General features: G+C 66.6%; 13 protein-coding genes. 9 read left to right on the top strand and 4 right to left on the bottom strand.

Annotated elements, in window-relative coordinates; genetic code table 11:
- The first annotated feature begins 74 nt into the window (after positions 1-74).
- The 6 genes from purL (at position 75) to HNQ66_RS04665 (ending at position 5,381) form a co-directional block, all read left to right on the top strand.
- Positions 75-2,312 carry a phosphoribosylformylglycinamidine synthase subunit PurL gene (purL, locus tag HNQ66_RS04690; protein ID WP_184141409.1) on the top strand — a complete coding sequence of 746 codons (2,238 nt, stop codon included), beginning with the start codon at positions 75-77 and terminating at the stop codon, positions 2,310-2,312.
- Positions 2,313-2,329: 17 nt separating this feature from the next.
- Positions 2,330-2,563: a BolA/IbaG family iron-sulfur metabolism protein gene (locus HNQ66_RS04685; RefSeq protein WP_184141407.1), complete on the top strand. Its 234-nt coding sequence runs from the start codon at positions 2,330-2,332 to the stop codon at positions 2,561-2,563.
- A 5-nt stretch (positions 2,564-2,568) separates the two neighbouring features.
- Positions 2,569-2,829, top strand: a complete 261-nt coding sequence (locus tag HNQ66_RS04680) for a hypothetical protein (protein ID WP_184141405.1) — start codon at positions 2,569-2,571, stop codon at positions 2,827-2,829.
- A 152-nt stretch (positions 2,830-2,981) separates the two neighbouring features.
- Entirely contained in the window at positions 2,982-3,317 is a 336-nt protein-coding gene (gene grxD, locus HNQ66_RS04675; RefSeq protein ID WP_184141403.1) for a Grx4 family monothiol glutaredoxin, read from the top strand.
- 125 nt (positions 3,318-3,442) lie between these two features.
- Complete coding sequence (locus tag HNQ66_RS04670; protein ID WP_184142207.1) at positions 3,443-4,648, top strand: multidrug effflux MFS transporter; 1,206 nt, start codon at positions 3,443-3,445, stop codon at positions 4,646-4,648.
- 94 nt (positions 4,649-4,742) lie between these two features.
- Positions 4,743-5,381: a glutathione S-transferase family protein gene (locus HNQ66_RS04665; RefSeq protein ID WP_184141401.1), complete on the top strand. Its 639-nt coding sequence runs from the start codon at positions 4,743-4,745 to the stop codon at positions 5,379-5,381.
- Here the strand turns inward: HNQ66_RS04665 and HNQ66_RS04660 are convergent, their stop codons facing one another.
- The 3 genes from HNQ66_RS04660 to recA form a co-directional block, all read right to left on the bottom strand.
- Positions 5,382-6,614, bottom strand: coding sequence for a GGDEF domain-containing protein (locus tag HNQ66_RS04660; RefSeq protein ID WP_184141399.1), 1,233 nt, complete (start codon positions 6,612-6,614; stop codon positions 5,382-5,384).
- Positions 6,615-6,722: 108 nt separating this feature from the next.
- Positions 6,723-9,386 (bottom strand): alanine--tRNA ligase, encoded by a 2,664-nt coding sequence (gene alaS, locus HNQ66_RS04655; protein WP_184141397.1) that lies wholly within the window; start codon positions 9,384-9,386, stop codon positions 6,723-6,725.
- Between the two features lie 312 nt (positions 9,387-9,698).
- A complete protein-coding gene (gene recA, locus HNQ66_RS04650; RefSeq protein WP_184141395.1) occupies positions 9,699-10,784 on the bottom strand; it encodes a recombinase RecA in 1,086 nt (361 codons plus the stop codon).
- Positions 10,785-11,012: 228 nt separating this feature from the next.
- Between recA and HNQ66_RS04645 the strand changes: the two genes are divergently transcribed.
- Entirely contained in the window at positions 11,013-11,960 is a 948-nt protein-coding gene (locus HNQ66_RS04645) for a carbohydrate kinase family protein (RefSeq protein ID WP_184141393.1), read from the top strand.
- 46 nt (positions 11,961-12,006) lie between these two features.
- On the top strand, positions 12,007-12,933 hold the full coding sequence (locus tag HNQ66_RS04640; RefSeq protein ID WP_184141391.1) for a pseudouridine-5'-phosphate glycosidase: 927 nt from the start codon (positions 12,007-12,009) through the stop codon (positions 12,931-12,933).
- A gap of 281 nt (positions 12,934-13,214) precedes the next feature.
- Here HNQ66_RS04640 and cckA read toward each other — a convergent pair whose 3' ends face one another.
- Positions 13,215-15,818, bottom strand: coding sequence for a cell cycle histidine kinase CckA (gene cckA, locus HNQ66_RS04635; RefSeq protein WP_184141389.1), 2,604 nt, complete (start codon positions 15,816-15,818; stop codon positions 13,215-13,217).
- Positions 15,819-16,087: 269 nt separating this feature from the next.
- On the opposite strand from cckA, the gene HNQ66_RS04630 reads away from it, so the two are divergent.
- Positions 16,088-17,050, top strand: a complete 963-nt coding sequence (locus HNQ66_RS04630; protein WP_184141387.1) for a flagellar biosynthetic protein FliO — start codon at positions 16,088-16,090, stop codon at positions 17,048-17,050.
- Positions 17,051-17,182 lie beyond the last annotated feature (132 nt).

The following is a 17,182-nucleotide window of genomic DNA, read 5'->3' as shown; positions in this document are numbered from 1 at the left end:
TTTTCCTGTCGCGCTGCAAGGCGGCTTGGGTTAAAGAGACCGCAATCCTGCCCTCCACGACAAGACGAGCGACGATGACCATTTCGAACACCCGCCCGATCACCCCGGAGCTGATTGCCGCCCACGGGCTGAAGCCGGATGAATACGACCGCATCCTCTCGCTGATCGGCCGCGAGCCGACCTTCACGGAACTGGGCATCTTCTCGGCCATGTGGAACGAGCATTGCTCGTACAAGTCCTCCAAGCGCTGGCTGCGCACGCTCCCGACCAAGGGGCCGCGCGTCCTCCAGGGCCCGGGCGAGAACGCGGGCGTGGTGGACATCGACGACGGCGACTGCGTCGTCTTCAAGATGGAGAGCCACAACCACCCCTCCTATATCGAGCCCTACCAGGGCGCGGCGACGGGCGTCGGCGGCATCCTGCGCGACGTCTTCACCATGGGCGCGCGCCCGGTCGCGGCGATGAACGCGCTGCGCTTCGGCGAGCCGGATCATCCGAAGACCCGCCATCTCGTCTCGGGCGTCGTCGCCGGCGTCGGCGGCTACGGCAACTCCTTCGGCGTGCCGACCGTCGGCGGCGAAGTGGAGTTCGACGCCCGCTACAACGGCAATATCCTCGTCAACGCCTTTGCCGCCGGCCTTGCCAAATCCAACGCCATCTTCCTTTCGGAAGCCAAGGGCGTCGGCCTGCCGGTCGTCTATCTCGGCGCCAAGACAGGCCGCGACGGCGTCGGCGGCGCGACGATGGCCTCGGCGGAGTTCGACGAGAGCATCGAGGAGAAGCGCCCGACCGTGCAGGTCGGCGACCCCTTCACCGAAAAGTGCCTGCTGGAAGCCTGCCTGGAGCTGATGCAGACCGGCGCCGTCATCGCCATCCAGGACATGGGCGCGGCCGGCCTCACCTGCTCGGCCGTCGAGATGGGCGCCAAGGGCGACCTCGGCATCGAACTGAACCTCGATCTCGTGCCCGTCCGCGAAGAACAGATGACCGCCTACGAGATGATGCTGTCGGAAAGCCAGGAGCGCATGCTCATGGTCCTGGAGCCGGCCAAGGAAGAGGTCGCCAAGGCGATCTTCATCAAGTGGGGCCTTGCCTTCGCCATCGTCGGCCGCACGACGGACGACCTGCGCTTCCGCGTCCTGCACCAGGGCGAGGAAGTCGCCAACCTGCCGATCAAGGACCTCGGCGACCAGGCCCCGGAATACGACCGCCCCTGGCGCGAGCCGGGCAAGCCCGCCCCGCTGCCGGCAAACCTCGTCGCCGAACCCGCCGACTACGGCGAGGCGCTGCTGAAGCTCGTCGGCTCGCCGAACCAGTCGAGCCGCCGCTGGGTCTATGAGCAGTACGACACGCTCATCCAGGGCAATTCGCTGCAGATCCCCGGCGGCGATGCCGGCGTCGTGCGCGTCGAGGGCCATGCCACCAAGGCGCTCGCCTTCTCCTCGGACGTCACGCCCCGCTATGTCGAGGCCGATCCGTTCGAGGGCGGCAAGCAGGCCGTCGCCGAATGCTGGCGCAACATCACGGCGACGGGCGCCGAGCCGCTCGCCTCCACCGACAACCTCAATTTCGGCAATCCGGAAAAGCCGGAGATCATGGGCCAGTTCGTCAAGGCCATCGAAGGCATCGGCGAAGCCTGCCGCGCGCTCGATTTCCCGATCGTCTCCGGCAACGTCTCGCTCTACAACGAGACGAACGGCGTCGCGATCCTGCCGACCCCGACCATCGCCGGCGTCGGCCTCCTGCCCGACTGGTCCGTCATGGCGAAGATCGGCGGGGCGAAGGACGGCGACCACCTCCTGCTCATCGGCGTCGACGGCAGCCATCTCGGCCAGTCCGTCTATCTGCGCGACGTCGTCGGCAGGATCGACGGCCCCGCCCCGGAAGTCGACCTCCACGCCGAACGCCGCAACGGCGATTTCGTCCGCTCGGCCATCCGCAACGGCCAGGTCACGGCCTGCCACGACATTTCCTCCGGCGGCCTTGCCGTCGCGCTCGCCGAAATGGCGATGGCCTCCGGCAAGGGCGCCACGGTCGACCTTTCCGAGGCGAACGGCCCGGCCCATGCCCTCCTCTTCGGCGAGGACCAGGCCCGCTACGTGATCGCCGTCCCGGCCGATCTCGCCAACTTCATCTCCGCCAATGCGGAAGGCGCCGGCGTGCCCTTCCGTCGCCTCGGCAAGGTCGGCGGCGATGCGCTGACCGTGGAAGGCCTCTTCTCGCTGCCGATTGCACAATTGCGCGACACCCATGAATCATGGTTCCCTGACTTCATGGATGGCAACGGCAACGCCGCTGCCGCCGCAGAATAACGATAAGGGAGAATTCCATGGCCATGTCACCCGGCGATATCGAAGACCTCATCAAGACCGGCATTCCCGGAGCGAAGGTGGTCATCCGCGATCTTGCCGGCGATGGGGACCACTATGCCGCCGAGGTCATCGCGGAAGCCTTCCGCGGCAAGACCCGCGTGCAGCAGCACCAGATGGTCTACGACGCCCTGAAGGGCAACATGGGCGGCGTCCTGCACGCCCTCGCCCTCCAGACCTCCATCCCGGACTGATCGCCATGGCCGGCCTTCTCGACGAGCTCGTTTCCGGCGTGGTCGATGCAGCCCTGAAAGAGGTGCTGAAGAAGACCGGCGTGCGCAAGGCGACCACCCGGCGCACGCGCCGCAAGACGACGACGCGCAAGAAAGCCTCCGGCGGCCTCCTCGGCGATATCCTCGAGGCGGCGCTGAAGCCGGAGAAGAAGGCGGCCAAGCGCCCGCGCAAGCAGGTGAGCCGCCGCAAGACGGCGGCAAGCCGCAGCCGCCAGCGCAGCCGGTAGACCGCGGCCAACGCGCAACACCTTGAACGGGAGCGGGAACGGCCCTTGCAAAATTTGCGAGGGCCTTATGGCATTTGTCACCCGAGGTTGTTATCTAGGGCGAATGGTTCATCGCATCGGTCCTTGAAACCGATTTGCTAGGGAATACGACAATGAGCGGCATCCACGATTTCATCGAAAACGAAGTGAAGAGCAACGACGTCGTCCTGTTCATGAAGGGCACGCCGGAATTCCCCCAGTGCGGATTCTCCGGCCAGGTCGTGCAGATCCTCGACTACGTGGGTGTGGACTACAAGGGCATCAACGTGCTCGCCGACGCCGACATCCGCCAGGGCATCAAGGACTATTCCAACTGGCCGACCATCCCGCAGCTCTACGTGAAGGGTGAGTTCGTCGGCGGTTGCGACATCGTGCGCGAGATGTTCCAGTCGGGCGAGTTGCAGTCCCACCTTCAGGGACAGGGCATCGCCGTCAAGGGCGCCGCCTGACGCTTAACGGTCCATTCCGGCCCAGAGCTTTTCAAAGGCGCCGCATAAAGCGGCGCCTTATCTCTTTCATGGATTAAATTGATATGACTGGACTTTCCCCCGAAGCGGCCCAGCGCCTGAAAGGCATGGGCAAGATAGAATTCATCGCGCTCATGGCACTCCTCATGGCGCTCAACGCGCTTGCCATCGACATCATGCTGCCCGGCCTCCAGCAGATCGGCGCCAGCCTCGGCGTGGAAAACGAGAACCATCGGCAGTATGTCATTTCGGCCTACCTGATCGGCTTTGCCTTCGCGCAGCTTCTCTACGGCCCGGTCTCCGACCGTTTCGGCCGGCGCAGCCCCATGTTCTTCGGCCTTGCCATCTACGTCGTCTCCTCGCTTGCGGCGATCCTCGTGCCGAGCTTTGCCGCGCTCCTTGCGCTGCGCTTCATCCAGGGCATCGGCTCGGCCGCCATGCGCGTCATCACCGTCTCCATCGTCCGCGACGTCTTCGGCGGGCGCGCGATGGCCGAGGTCATGTCGCTGATCATGATGGTGTTCATGGTCGTGCCGGTCATGGCGCCGGGCACGGGGCAGATCGTCATGCTGTTCGGCGAATGGCACCTGATCTTCGTCTTCATGGCGGTGATGGCCGCCGTCATCGGCACCTGGATGTATCTGCGCCTGCCCGAGACGCTGCACGCCGACGACGTGCGCCCCTTCACGGTGCGCTCGGTGCTCGGCGGCTTCCGCATCGTGCTGACGGACCGCGTGGCGCTCTGTTATACGCTGGCGAGCACGTTCATCTTCGGCGCGCTGTTCGGCTTCATCAACTCGGCCCAGCAGATCTATGTCGGCATCTACGAGCTCGGCGTGTGGTTCCCGCTCGCCTTTGCGGGCGTCGCCACCTTCATGGCGCTGTCGTCCTTCGTCAATTCGCGCCTCGTCGGCCGGTTCGGCATGCGGCGCCTGTCGCATGGCGCGCTTTTGGGCTTCCTCGGCATCAACACGCTCTGGCTGGTGCTGACGCTGCTGTGGACGCCGCATGTGCCCTTCCCGATCTTCATCGTGCTCTTCGCGCTGGCGATGTTCCAGTTCGGCTGGATCGGCTCGAACTTCAACTCGCTCGCCATGGAGCCGCTCGGCCACGTCGCCGGCACGGCCTCCTCCGTGCTCGGCTTCATGGGCACGGCCGGCGGCACGATCATCGGCGCGGTCATCGGCCAGTCCTTCAACGGCACGGCGCTGCCGCTCGTCACCGGCTTCTTCTCCGTGTCGATCGTCGGCCTCGTCTTCGTGCTCCTCGCCGAGCGCGGAAAGCTCTTCCAGCCGCACAACAAGCCGGTCTGAACGAAAAAGCCCGACGGTCCCGCCGCCGGGCTTTTTTCTGCCTCTTGCAGCGTCCGCCCCTTGCCCTATTCTCCCGCCAGCACAGGAGAGGCCCATGGCAGACGAACTGGTTTTCTACAGCAACCCCATGTCGCGCGGGCGCATCGCCCGCTGGATGCTGGAAGAGGTGGGCGCGCCCTACCGCATACAATGGCTGACCTATGACGGCTCGATGAAGGCGCCGGACTACCTCGCGCTCAACCCGATGGGCAAGGTGCCCGCCATCCGCCACGGCAAGGCGGTCGTTACCGAGGGCGCGGCGATCTGCGCCTATCTCGCCGACGCCTTCCCCGAAGCCGGCCTCGCACCGGCCAACGATGCCCGCGCCGACTACTATCGCTGGCTCTTCTTCGCCGCCGGCCCTCTGGAAACGGCCGTTTCCCTCAAGGCCTTCGGCATCGAGATCCCGAAGGAACGCCAGCGCAGCATCGGCTGCGGCAGCTTCGAAGCGGTGATGGACGCGCTGTCGCTCGCCGTCGGCCGCACGCCCTACATTACCGGCAATGCCTTCACGGCCGCCGACGTCTATGTGGGCGCGCACGTCAACTGGGGCCTGCAGTTCAACACGATCGAGCCGCGGCCGGAATTCCAGGCCTATTGGGATCGCCTGAAGGATCGCCCCGCCTACCTGAAAGCCAGGGCCCTCGACGACGAGGAGATGCACCGCCAGCTTCAGGCGGCAAACGCCGGCTGATCACGCCGATAGCGCGGTGCTTGCCGGTGGCGCATCGGCAGCCCGCATGCGGCCGGCCATATCCGGAAGACCGGCGGAGGGCGTCGCCCGCATCACGCGGTCGCGCCCGGCCTCCTTGGCGGCATAGAGCGCGCTGTCGGCGGCGGAATGCAGCCGGTCGAAATCCGCCCCGAAGGTCGCCACATCGGCAAGGCCGATGCTGACGGACATGCGGATATCGCCCGCCCCGGAGGCGATGGCGATACCCGCCGTCTCCCGGCGCAGCATTTCCGCGAAGGCTTCGGCCCGGGCTATATCGTGCACCGGCGCGAAGAGCGCGAATTCCTCGCCGCCGAAGCGGCAGAACAGCATGCCATCCTCCAATAGCGCGCTGACGCGGGCGGAAAAACGCTTCAGCACCGTATCGCCCGCGACATGGCCGTGCGTGTCGTTGATCGCCTTGAAGCGGTCGAGGTCGAAGATCATCAGCGTGCCCTGCCCCTTGCCGGAGAGCCACGTCTGGATATCTTCGAGGAAGGAGCCGCGGTTGGGTATCCCGGTCAGCGCGTCGGTGCGCGAGGCCTGCCGGTAAAGCGCCTCGCCGCGCTCCTTGATGAGCACCAGCATGGCTACGGCGGCAAGGATCGTGTGGGCGAACAGCTCCAGCGAGAACACGGCGAACCAGGCGGAATAGGCCGTGCCGTGGGCAAGCTGCGCCGGCGTGAGGATCGCCATGGGGATGCGCAGCGAATAGATGACGCCGTGGGTGAGGAAGAAGACGGCGGACATGGTGCGGGTCGGCAGCCTTTCGCCGCCGCGTCCGCGCCAGATGTCGACGCCCATCCAGAGCGAATAGGTGGTGATGATCACCGAGGAGAGGATGATGCGGTTGTTCACATCGCCCGAAACCTGCGGCAGGAAGAGATAGGCGAGCCCCCAAAGCGCCGGCCCGGTGAGCACGACCGGCAGATGGACCCGCCGGCGGTCGAACACCCGGAAGCCCGCCCACATGAGGGCATAGGCGAAGGCGGCGAGCGCATTGCTGAGCCCGACGGTTAACAGGGGAAAGCCGACCGGGCGAAGCGCATAGAGCAGCGTGCACAGCGAGCCGACCCACATGGAAACGCACCAGTAGCCGGCCGCCGCATGGCGCCGGTCGGTCAGCCAGACCTGGAGCATGAAAATCCCGACGACCATGGTCGACAGGAAGGTACAGATCATCAAGGTCGATATGCTGATGATATCTTCAATCAAGGCACGCACTCCGCACGCGGCGAGACTAGGCGCAAACCTTGAAGACTTCGCAAACGAAAACGGCGGGCCGAGGCCCGCCGCATGATCGATTTTCCGTCTCGAAAAAGGTCAGCCGGCGAGTGCCGAAGCGACCGCCTCGATGGCATCGGCCGCCTTGCCGCCGTCCGGCCCGCCGGCCTGCGCCATATCGGGACGCCCGCCGCCGCCCTTGCCGCCGAGCGCCTCGGAGGCGCGGCGCACGAGGTCGACCGCGCTGAAACGGCCCGTCAGGTCTTCCGTCACGGCCACCACCGCGCTCGCCTTGCCGTCCGGCGAAACGCCGACGAAGGCGACGACGCCGGAACCGAGGCTCTTCTTGCCTTCGTCGGCAAGGCTCTTCAGGTCCTTCGGCTCGACGCCGGTGACGACCTTGCCGAGATATTTGAGACCGGCGACCTCGCGCACGCCCTCGTCCCCGCCGGCCGAACCGCCGCCGGACAGCGCCAGCTTCTTCTTCGCCTCGGTGAGTTCGCGCTCCAGCTTGCGGCGCTCGTCGACCAGCGCCTCGACGCGGGCGAGCACTTCGTTCGGCTGGGCCTTCAGCGCCGTGGCGAGCGCCTTCACGCGCTCGTCCTGCTCGGCGAGATAGGCGCGGGCCGCCTCGCCCGTCAGCGCTTCGAGACGGCGCACGCCCGAGCCGACGGCGCTTTCCGAAACGATGCGCACGAGGCCGATCTCGCCCGTGGCGGAAACATGCGTGCCACCGCAAAGCTCGACCGAATAGGGCCGGTTCGCCTTGGCGCCGCGAACGCCCGTGCCCATGGAGACGACGCGGACCTCATCGCCGTACTTCTCGCCGAAGAGCGCCATGGCGCCCTCGGCAATGGCGTCGTCCACGGTCATCAGGCGCGTGGTGACGGGCGCATTCTGCACGATGATCTCGTTGGCCATGTCCTCGATGACGCGCAGTTCCTCGGCCGACATGGGCTTGGGATGCGAGACGTCGAAGCGCAGGCGCTCGGGCGCGACGAGCGAGCCCTTCTGCGCGACATGGGTGCCGAGCACCTCGCGCAGCGCCTCGTGCAGGAGGTGGGTCGCCGAATGGTTGGCGCGAAGGCGCGAGCGGCGGGCATGGTCGACCGTCAGCGCCACGGCGTCGCCGACCTTGAGCGTGCCTTCCGCGACGGTCGCCACATGCACGAAAAGGCCCTCGCCCTTCTTATGCGTATCGGAAACGGAAAGCTTCGCATTGTCGCCCGCAATCGTGCCCGTATCGCCCATCTGGCCGCCGGATTCGCCGTAGAACGGCGTCTGGTTGAAGACGATCTGCACCTCATCGCCGGCCGAGGCGGAATCGACCGCCTTGCCGTCGCGGACGATCGCCTGGACGACGCCCTCGGCCGTCTCGGTATCGTAGCCGAGGAATTCGCTCGCGCCGAACTTCTCCTTCAGCTCGAACCAGATCGTCTCGGTCGCCTTGTCGCCCGAGCCCGCCCAGTGCGAGCGCGCCTCGGCCTTCTGGCGCTCCATGGCATCGGTGAAGCCGGCAAGGTCGACGCCGATCTCGCGGGCGCGCAGCGCGTCCTGCGTCAGGTCCAGCGGGAAGCCGTAGGTGTCGTAGAGCTTGAAGGCGGTCTCGCCGTCCAGCATGTCGCCCTTGTGAAGCGTGTTGGTCGCGTCGGAGAGAAGGGTGAGGCCGCGTTCCAGCGTGGTGCGGAAGCGGGTTTCCTCCAGCTTCAGCGTCTCGGAGATGAGCGCCTCGGCACGCTGGAGCTCGGGATAGGCGCGGCCCATCTCGCCGACCAGCGTCGGCAGCAGCTTCCACATCAACGGCTCCTTGGCGCCGAGCAGCTGGGCGTGGCGCATGGCGCGGCGCATGATGCGGCGCAGCACATAGCCGCGGCCATCCTTGGCCGGCAGAACGCCGTCGGCAATCAGGAAGGCGGAGGAACGCAGGTGGTCGGCGATGACCCGGTGGCTGGCGCGCGCCTCGCCCTCGGCCGGAACGCCGGTCGCCTCGACCGAGGCCTCGATCAGCGCGCGGAAGAGGTCGATGTCATAGTTGTCGTGCTTGCCCTGGAGGAGCGCGGCGATGCGCTCGAGGCCCATGCCGGTGTCGATGGACGGTCGCGGCAGGTCGACGCGCTCTTCCTTCGTCAACTGCTCGAACTGCATGAAGACGAGGTTCCAGATCTCGATAAAGCGGTCGCCGTCCTCTTCCGGCGAGCCGGGCGGGCCGCCCCAGATGTGGTCGCCGTGGTCGTAGAAGATTTCCGAACAGGGGCCGCACGGGCCGGTATCGCCCATCGCCCAGAAATTGTCGCTGGTCGGGATGCGGATGATGCGGTCGTCGGAAAGGCCGGCGATCTTCTTCCAGAGGTCGAAGGCCTGGTCGTCCGTATGGTAGACGGTGACGAGCAGCCGTGTCCTGTCGATGCCGAATTCCTTGGTGATCAGGTTCCAGGCAAGCTCGATCGCGCGCTCCTTGAAATAGTCGCCGAAGGAGAAGTTGCCGAGCATCTCGAAGAAGGTGTGGTGGCGCGCGGTATAGCCGACATTGTCGAGGTCGTTGTGCTTGCCGCCGGCGCGCACGCATTTCTGCGCGGTGACCGCCGTGGAATAGGGACGCGTCTCCAGGCCGGTGAAGACGTTCTTGAACTGCACCATGCCGGCATTGGTGAACATCAGGGTCGGGTCGTTGCGCGGCACGAGCGGACTGGACGGCACGACCTCGTGTCCGTTCTTTCGGAAATAGTCGAGGAAAGTCGACCGGATCTCATTCACGCCGCTCATATCGCGTCCTTCATCTTGCCCTGCGCACGCCGGAGACCGGCGCGTCATCCACCCAATGTCACGTTCAGCAGATGCGAAATCGCCCCGCCGGCCGGAGTGCCCGCCGGAGGCCGCAAGGGCCATCCATCCGCGAATTCCGTCGAAGTTGCGCGCGCCTGCCGACAGCCTTCCCAAAAAGGCCGGAAACCCCGGGCGCGCGCGAGAACCCAAGGCTTTTATCGCCCGCCTCGGCACCTGTCCAGACACCAAAAAACCGGCCTTTCGCGAAGAAGAGGCCGGTCTTTCGAGTTTTTCACCACCGTTGCGCGGCGATTACACTTCGCCGTCGCCGCCGTCGTTCGGATCCGGCCCGCCGTTTTCCAGGAAGCGGTCGGCGATGAGGCCGGCATTCTGGCGCAGCGCCGTCTCGATCTCGCGGGCGAGATCCGGGTTGTCGCGCAGGAACGTCTTGGCGTTCTCGCGGCCCTGGCCGAGGCGCTGGCTGTTGTAGGAGAACCAAGCGCCCGACTTCTCGACGATGCCGGCCTTGACGCCGAGGTCGATGAGCTCGCCCGTCTTGGACACGCCCTCGCCGTACATGATGTCGAACTCGACCTGCTTGAAGGGCGGGGCCATCTTGTTCTTGACGACCTTGACGCGGGTCTGGTTGCCGATCACCTCGTCGCGCTCCTTGACGGCGCCGATGCGGCGGATGTCGAGGCGGACGGAGGCGTAGAACTTCAGCGCGTTGCCGCCGGTCGTCACTTCCGGCGAACCGTAGACGACGCCGATCTTCATGCGGATCTGGTTGATGAAGATGACCATCGTGTTGGACTTGGAGATGGACGCCGTCAGCTTGCGCAGCGCCTGGCTCATCAAGCGGGCCTGGAGGCCGGGCAGGCTCTCGCCCATCTCGCCCTCGATTTCGGCACGCGGCGTAAGCGCTGCGACCGAGTCGACGACCAGCACGTCGATGGCGCCGGAGCGCACCAGCGTATCGGTGATCTCAAGCGCCTGCTCGCCGGTGTCCGGCTGCGAGATCAGCAGGTTTTCAAGGTCGACGCCGAGCTTGCGGGCATAGACCGGATCGAGCGCGTGCTCGGCATCGACGAAGGCGCAGATGCCGCCCTTCTTCTGGGATTCGGCGATGGTCTGCAGCGCCAGCGTCGTCTTGCCCGAGCTTTCCGGCCCGTAGATCTCGATGATGCGGCCCTTCGGCAGGCCGCCGATGCCGAGCGCGACGTCGAGGCTGAGCGAACCCGTCGAGACCGTCTCGACCTCGATCACGCTGTCCTTGCCGCCGAGCTTCATGATGGAGCCCTTGCCGAACGAGCGCTCGATCTGGGAGAGAGCCGCTTCGAGTGCCTTGCTTTTATCCACTGTTTTATCCTCTACGAGCCGCAAAGTGTTCTGTGCCATTTGGTCCACCTTTAGGTTATTGAAGCAAGACAGGCAACGAAGCCGCCGATGAAAGCTATGTACACATTTTGTTCTCGTTTTGCAAGGCACCATCATCCATTTGAATGGATTTGTGAATTGAGTGCGTGTTCTATTTTCGTTTCCGGTGGGTGGAACAGGCGGGCGAACAGGTCCGGTACCCCTGCCGCGGCGGGCGTTCGGGGCCGAATCGGCGCATAGAGGATGACGATGACGGGTAGCAGGATACTGGTGCTGGGCGGCGCCCATGTGGACAGGCGCGGGCGCATCGCCGGCGAGACGGCGCCGGGGGCGAGCAATCCGGGAACGTGGTTCGTGGAGGCGGGCGGCGGCGCGTTCAACGCGGCGCGCAACCTCGCCCGGCTCGGCCACCGCGTGCGGCTCGTCTCGCCGCGCGGCGGGGATGCGGACGGCGATATCGTGACGGCGGCGGCGGAAGCGGCGGGCGTCGAGGACACGCCCTTCGTCTTCCTCGACCGCGCGACGCCGAGCTATACCGCGATCATCGAGCGGGACGGCAACCTCGTCGTCGCGCTCGCCGACATGGAGCTCTACCGGCTGTTCTCGCCGCGCCGCCTGCAGCAGCGGGCGATGCGCGAGGCCATGGCGGAGGCCGATATTATCCTCACCGACGCCAACCTGCCGGCCGAAACGCTTGCCGCGATCGCCCGGGCTGCGACGTCCTCGCGGCTGCCGCTCGCCGGCATCGCCATCTCGCCGGCGAAGGTCGTGCGGTTCAGGGAAAACCTTTCCACCCTTGCCTTCCTCTTCATGAACGAGGCGGAGGCCCGCACGCTGACAGGCGCTTCGCCGGAGGACCCGGCCGACTGGCCGAAGGCGCTGCGCGAAGCAGGGCTTTCCGCAGGCGTGGTGACGCGCGGCGGCCGGGGCGTCGTCGCCTTCGACGGGACGGGCGCCGCCCTCGTCGTGCCGCCGGATATCCCCGCGCTCGGCGACGTCACCGGGGCGGGCGATTCGCTCGCCTCCGGTTTCCTCAGCGCCTGGGCCCGTGGCGCGGGGATCGGCGAGGCGCTGCGCCATGGCGTGGCGGCGGCGGCCATCACCGTGCGCTCGCCCCTCGCCGTCGCCGAGGAAATGTCGGAAGAGGCGCTTGCCGGCGCACTTTTTCTTGTGCCGAAGGCCGAAATCCTGTCATGAGACTTTTTTGCCCAGGATTCCTCCCAGGATCGCGTAAGGACACGTCATGACCCGCCCCCTCACCCCCAGCCTGCCGCTGCAATATTCCGCCGAAGTCGCCGCCGCCAAGGCACGCGGCGCGCCGATCGTCGCCCTCGAATCGACCATCATCACCCACGGCATGCCCTATCCCGGCAATCTCGACATGGCGCGCAGCGTCGAGCGCATCATCCGCGAGGAAGGCGCCGTGCCGGCCACCATCGTGGTGATCGACGGCGTGCTGCATATCGGCCTTGAGGATGCGCAGCTCGAAGCGCTCTCGCAGAGCGAGGGCGCCATGAAGGTCTCACGCGCCGACCTCGCCTTCGCCATCGCCGAGCGCCGCACGGGCGCCACCACGGTCGCGGCGACGATGATCGGCGCGGCGCTTGCCGGCATCAAAGTCTTCGCCACCGGCGGCATCGGCGGCGTACATCGCGGCGCGGAAGAGACCTTCGACATCTCGGCCGACCTCGAGGAGCTGGCGCGCACCGGTGTCATCGTCGTCTGCGCCGGCGCCAAGGCGATCCTCGACATTCCGAAGACGCTGGAAGTGCTGGAGACCCGCGGCGTGCCGGTCGTCACCTACGACAGCCCGGTCTTCCCGGCCTTCTGGTCGCGCGATTCGGGCCTCAAGAGCCCGCTGATGCTCAACAGCCCGGCCGCCATCGCCAATTTCCAGGCGGTGCGCGAAGAGCTCGGCATTACAGGCGGCATGCTGATCGCCAATCCCGTGCCGGAGGCCGACGAGATCCCGCGCGAGGAAATGGAGATCTACATCGCCCGCGCGATCGACAACGCCGAGCGCGACGAGATCGCCGGCAAGGCCGTCACCCCCTACCTGCTCGACAACCTCTTCCACCTGACGGACGGGCGCAGCCTCAAGACGAACATCGCACTGGTGGAGAACAACGCGCGGCTGGCGGCGGAGATCGCCGTGGCACTGGTGGATTGACAAGGATGGCGGCCGGGTTACCCGGCCGCATTTTTCGGCACTTCGCCGTCTCTTTCGTGTCGCCCCGCCGCCGTGCAGCACCTCCCTCCAAGGTCGTCATCCTCGGGCTTGCCCCGAGGATCCACACGGCACCTGCGGCTGTGGATGCTCGGGTCAAGCCCGAGCATGACGGCGGAGAGGTGGGTGGCCCGGATGGTGGGGGTCTGGATGGTAGGGATAGAGTAAGCAGCCGCCTCCCCCCATCCATCGAAGCCGCACAGCGCAAACGCCGCCCCGCAGCCTCACGCGTCCAGCATCTCCCGCACCGCCTCGGCAAGCTGCTTCAGCGAGAAGGGCTTCGGCAGGAAGCCGAATTTGGCGTCGGCGGGAAGGTTGCGGGCGAAGGCGTCTTCGGCGTAACCGGAGACGAAGATGAACTTCATGTCCGGATAGGTCTTGCGCAATTCGCGCAGCAGCGACGGCCCGTCCATTTCCGGCATGACGACGTCCGAGACGACGATGTCGACCGCGCCGTCCAGCTCTTCCATGATCTCGAGCGCTTCCACGCCGGAGCCGGCCTCGTGCACCGTGTAGCCGCGGGTCTCCAGCATGCGCTTGCCGCCGCGGCGCACCGCCTCCTCGTCCTCGACGAGAAGAACGACGGCGGAGCCGCCGGTCAGGTCGCGCGGCTCCTTTTCCGGCGCCGGGAGGGCGGCAGCGGCCTGCCCGCCGCCGGCCTGCGGCACCGCCGCCTCGGCTTCCGGCACGATCTCCTCGATATGGCGCGGCATGAGGATGCGGAAGGTCGTGCCCTTGCCGACCTCGGAATCGAGGTAGATGTAGCCGCCGGACTGCTTGACGATGCCGTAGACCATGGAAAGGCCGAGGCCCGTGCCCTTGCCCACTTCCTTGGTGGTGAAGAAGGGCTCGAAGATTTTGTCGATGATCTCCTGCGGAATGCCGGTGCCCTGGTCGGCGACCTCCACCTCCACATAGTCGCCCGGCGGCAGGTCGCGCAGGTTGCGCGCGGCCGCTTCCTCGGCAGGCACGTTGCGCGTGCGGAAGGTGATGGTGCCGCCCTCCGGCATGGCGTCGCGCGCATTGACGGCAAGGTTGATCAGCACCTGCTCGAACTGGCCGAGGTCCGTCTTCACCGCCCAGAGGTCGCGGCCGTACTCCACGTCGATCTTGACGTTGGTGCCGGTCATGCGGTCGACCAGCATGCGCAGGTCGCCGATGACGTCGGTGAGGTTGAGAACCGTCGGGCGCATCGTCTGCTTGCGCGAGAAGGCGAGAAGCTGGCGCACCAGCACGGCAGCGCGGTTGGCGTTGCGCTTGATCTCCATGAGATCGGCGAAGCTCGCATCCGAAGGGCGCGCGGAGAGCAGCAGGTGGTCGGAGGAGAGCAGGATCGCCGTCAGCACGTTGTTGAAGTCGTGCGCGATGCCGCCGGCAAGCGTGCCCACCGCGTTCATCTTCTGCGTCTGCGCCATCTGCGTTTCGAGCGCCTTCTGCTCGGTGATCTCGACGGCATAGACGATGGCCGCCTCTTCCGGCGCCTCGTCGCTCTGGTCGATGACGGCGTTCACGTAGAAGCGGAAATGCCGGCCGTCGTCGGCCGGATGCAGGGAATCGATGGGCGGAATGTCGCCCTGCCGGTCCTTGGCGGCCTCCACGGCGGCTTCGAGGCGCGCGCGATCGGTCTCGTGCACGATGGTCTCGAGCTTGACGCCGCGGTCGATGTCGTCCCGCGAGACGACGCCGGAAAAGAGCTTCAGGAAGGGCGCATTGGTGCGCAGGATGCGCCCGTCCCCGTCGACGGAGGCGATCGCCATCGGCGTGTTGTTGAAGAAGCGCGTGAAGCGCATCGAGGCGATGGAGGCGGACTGGTCGTTCTGCCCGCCCTCCTCGCGCGCCAGCACGATGGTGCGGCTTTCGCCCGGCGCGCCGTCGCGCATGGAGGAGACGCGGTGCACGATGCGCACCGGAAGGCTCTGGCCGTTGGTCTTGCGCAGGTCGAGGTCCAGCGTCTCGGTGCGCTTGAGGCCGGGCTCGGCCTGCACGGACTGGATGAGCGCAAGCCCCTCGCCCGCCACGACATCGGCAATGGCGAGCGAACCGGGCTGGAATTTCGTCAGGTCGATGCCGAGCCATTCGGCGAGCGTCGCATTGAGATAGACGATCTCGCCCTTGCGCCCGGCGGAGAAGAAGCCGGCCGGCGCATGGTCGAGATAATCGATGGCGTTCTGCAATTCCTTGAAGAAGCGCTCCTGGTCGTCCCGCTCGGAGGTGATGTCGGAAATCTGCCAGATATAGAGCGGCTGGCCGCCCTTGCGGCTCGGCAGCACGCGCGCCTTGAGGCGATACCAGTGGGCGCCGGAGCCGCTGGAGGAGGTGGCGTTGAGCGTCTTCTGGACACGGAATTCCTCCGCGCCCTCCTTGCCCTCGTGCAGGCCGTTGGTCAGGCGGTAGACGGCCTCCGTCGCCTCGCGGTTGCGCGACAGCAGCGTTTCGAGCGTCTGGATTTCCGCGCCGCCCTTCGCCCCGGTCAACGCGCCATAGGCGGCGTTGGCATAGACGATGCGGCCCTTGCGGTCGGTGACGACGGTGCCGTCGGGATGGGAATCGAGGAAGGACTGGGCCAGCTCGCCGGAATCCTTCGCCTCCGGCATCACCTCGATGAAGCCGATGAGCGCGGAAACGACGAAGAAGATGCCGGCCATGGCGAGAACGCCGAGAACGCCGAGCACCAGTTCGTTGTCGAGCTGGTTCTTGAAGACGATGAACGCGCCGGCGGAGGCCGCCAGCACGAGGGCGAGCAGCACGATCCGCAACGCGACCGCCGGCCGCATGCCGCGGTCCACGATCGGCATAGTGTCCTCGCCCGGCCGCTTCATCGTCGTCATCAATCCCTCGTCTGCACCGGCGCGCGGCACTGTCTGCCATCCGCATGCGATGCGGGAATCATGTTTATCCGCCCGAGGGAAGCGCAAAAAGCCGTCGAGGGGAAGCAAGGTTGCCAATTCACAGGGAATATTCCCGCTGATTCCGCCGATTGCCGGCCGCAGGGCCGCCCAGGCCAGCAATCGGCGCTGGACAACCGGCGAAGGCGGCTTGTAGGAGCCCGAAAAAAGCCTTCAAATGCAGCCACCGTGCCGAAAAGGAGTAACCGCCCATGTTCCAGGAGATTCTCACCGAGAACGGCACGAAATTCATCGTCGCCGCCGTGGTGGTGCTGCTCGGCCTTCTCTGCCTCGCGCTCGTGCTGTGGATCGTCCGCGGCCGCCCCTCCTCGCCGTTCATCCGCGGCGGGCGCAACCGGCTGCCGCGCCTTGCCGTGCTCGACGCCGCGGCGATCGATACGCGCCGCCGGCTCGTGCTGGTGCGCCGCGACGACGTGGAACATCTCATCATGATCGGAGGACCGACGGACGTGGTGATCGAATCGCGCATCGTGTCCACGCCGGCCGAAAGCACCGCGCAGCCGGTGGAGCAGAAGGCGCACAAGGCCGAGCCCGTGCAGCAGCCGGCGCAGGAAACCGTCGCCAGGCCGGTCGAAACGCCGGTCGCCGCCCGTTCCGCCGCCGTCGCGACGGCAAGCGCCGCCGAGCGCCGCCCGGCCAACCAGCCCGACGGCGTTTCCGCCATGGGCAAGGTGCTCTACGCCGCCGACGAGGAGACCGCCGCCCGCCCCGTGCCGGTCCGCCCGGTTTCCCAGCCGGCAACCGCCCATCAGGTGCAGGCCGCGGCCCAGCAGCGCACGCCGGAGCGGCGCGTGGAAGACCTTCTGGAACAGAACCGCCAGCGCGTGCTGACGCCGCAGGTCGCGGCAACCACCACCGCGGCCCAGGGCCAGGCCGTGCAGCGCCCGGTGACGGCGGGGAATGCGAAGCCGGCGGAAAAAACCGCCGACAATCCGGCGCTGGTCAGCGAATTCGAAAAGATCCTCGAAGCGGAAATGACGAGCAACGCGGCCCTCGCCGCGCCCGCGCGCGCCGCCGTGCAGCCGGTCGCCCCATCCGGGCAGGGCTTCGGCGCAACCAGTCAGGGCCAGCAGCCGCCCGCCAAGAGCCGGGAAGAGACCGAGGCGGAAATGGCGCGCCTGCTCGGCGAGATCGCGGCCAACCGCAAATCCTGAAGCCACGACACCTCAAAGAAAAAGCCGCTGGAAACGGACGTTTCCGGCGGCTTTCAATTGATGGTACAGCCCGAAGCCGGCCTGCACCGGATATTCCGGTGTCGTTCCTTCAAGGCGATGCCTGCAGGCCTC

This window comes from Shinella fusca (assembly GCF_014203155.1).
Classification (GTDB): Bacteria; Pseudomonadota; Alphaproteobacteria; order Rhizobiales; family Rhizobiaceae; genus Shinella; species Shinella fusca.
Note: the sequence above shows the minus strand (reverse complement) of the source record. Positions and strands in the feature narration are given on the sequence as shown.

Bases quoted from the DNA above. Each gene is read 5' to 3' on its own strand.
- purL (WP_184141409.1), top strand. From the start codon at position 75: ATGACCATTTCGAACACCCGCCCGATCACCCCGGAGCTGATTGCCGCC.
- HNQ66_RS04685 (WP_184141407.1), top strand. From the start codon at position 2,330: ATGGCCATGTCACCCGGCGATATCGAAGACCTCATCAAGACCGGCATT.
- HNQ66_RS04680 (WP_184141405.1), top strand. From the start codon at position 2,569: ATGGCCGGCCTTCTCGACGAGCTCGTTTCCGGCGTGGTCGATGCAGCC.
- grxD (WP_184141403.1), top strand. From the start codon at position 2,982: ATGAGCGGCATCCACGATTTCATCGAAAACGAAGTGAAGAGCAACGAC.
- HNQ66_RS04670 (WP_184142207.1), top strand. From the start codon at position 3,443: ATGGGCAAGATAGAATTCATCGCGCTCATGGCACTCCTCATGGCGCTC.
- HNQ66_RS04665 (WP_184141401.1), top strand. From the start codon at position 4,743: ATGGCAGACGAACTGGTTTTCTACAGCAACCCCATGTCGCGCGGGCGC.
- alaS (WP_184141397.1), bottom strand. From the start codon at position 9,386: ATGAGCGGCGTGAATGAGATCCGGTCGACTTTCCTCGACTATTTCCGA.
- recA (WP_184141395.1), bottom strand. From the start codon at position 10,784: ATGGCACAGAACACTTTGCGGCTCGTAGAGGATAAAACAGTGGATAAA.
- HNQ66_RS04645 (WP_184141393.1), top strand. From the start codon at position 11,013: ATGACGGGTAGCAGGATACTGGTGCTGGGCGGCGCCCATGTGGACAGG.
- HNQ66_RS04640 (WP_184141391.1), top strand. From the start codon at position 12,007: ATGACCCGCCCCCTCACCCCCAGCCTGCCGCTGCAATATTCCGCCGAA.
- cckA (WP_184141389.1), bottom strand. From the start codon at position 15,818: ATGACGACGATGAAGCGGCCGGGCGAGGACACTATGCCGATCGTGGAC.
- HNQ66_RS04630 (WP_184141387.1), top strand. From the start codon at position 16,088: ATGTTCCAGGAGATTCTCACCGAGAACGGCACGAAATTCATCGTCGCC.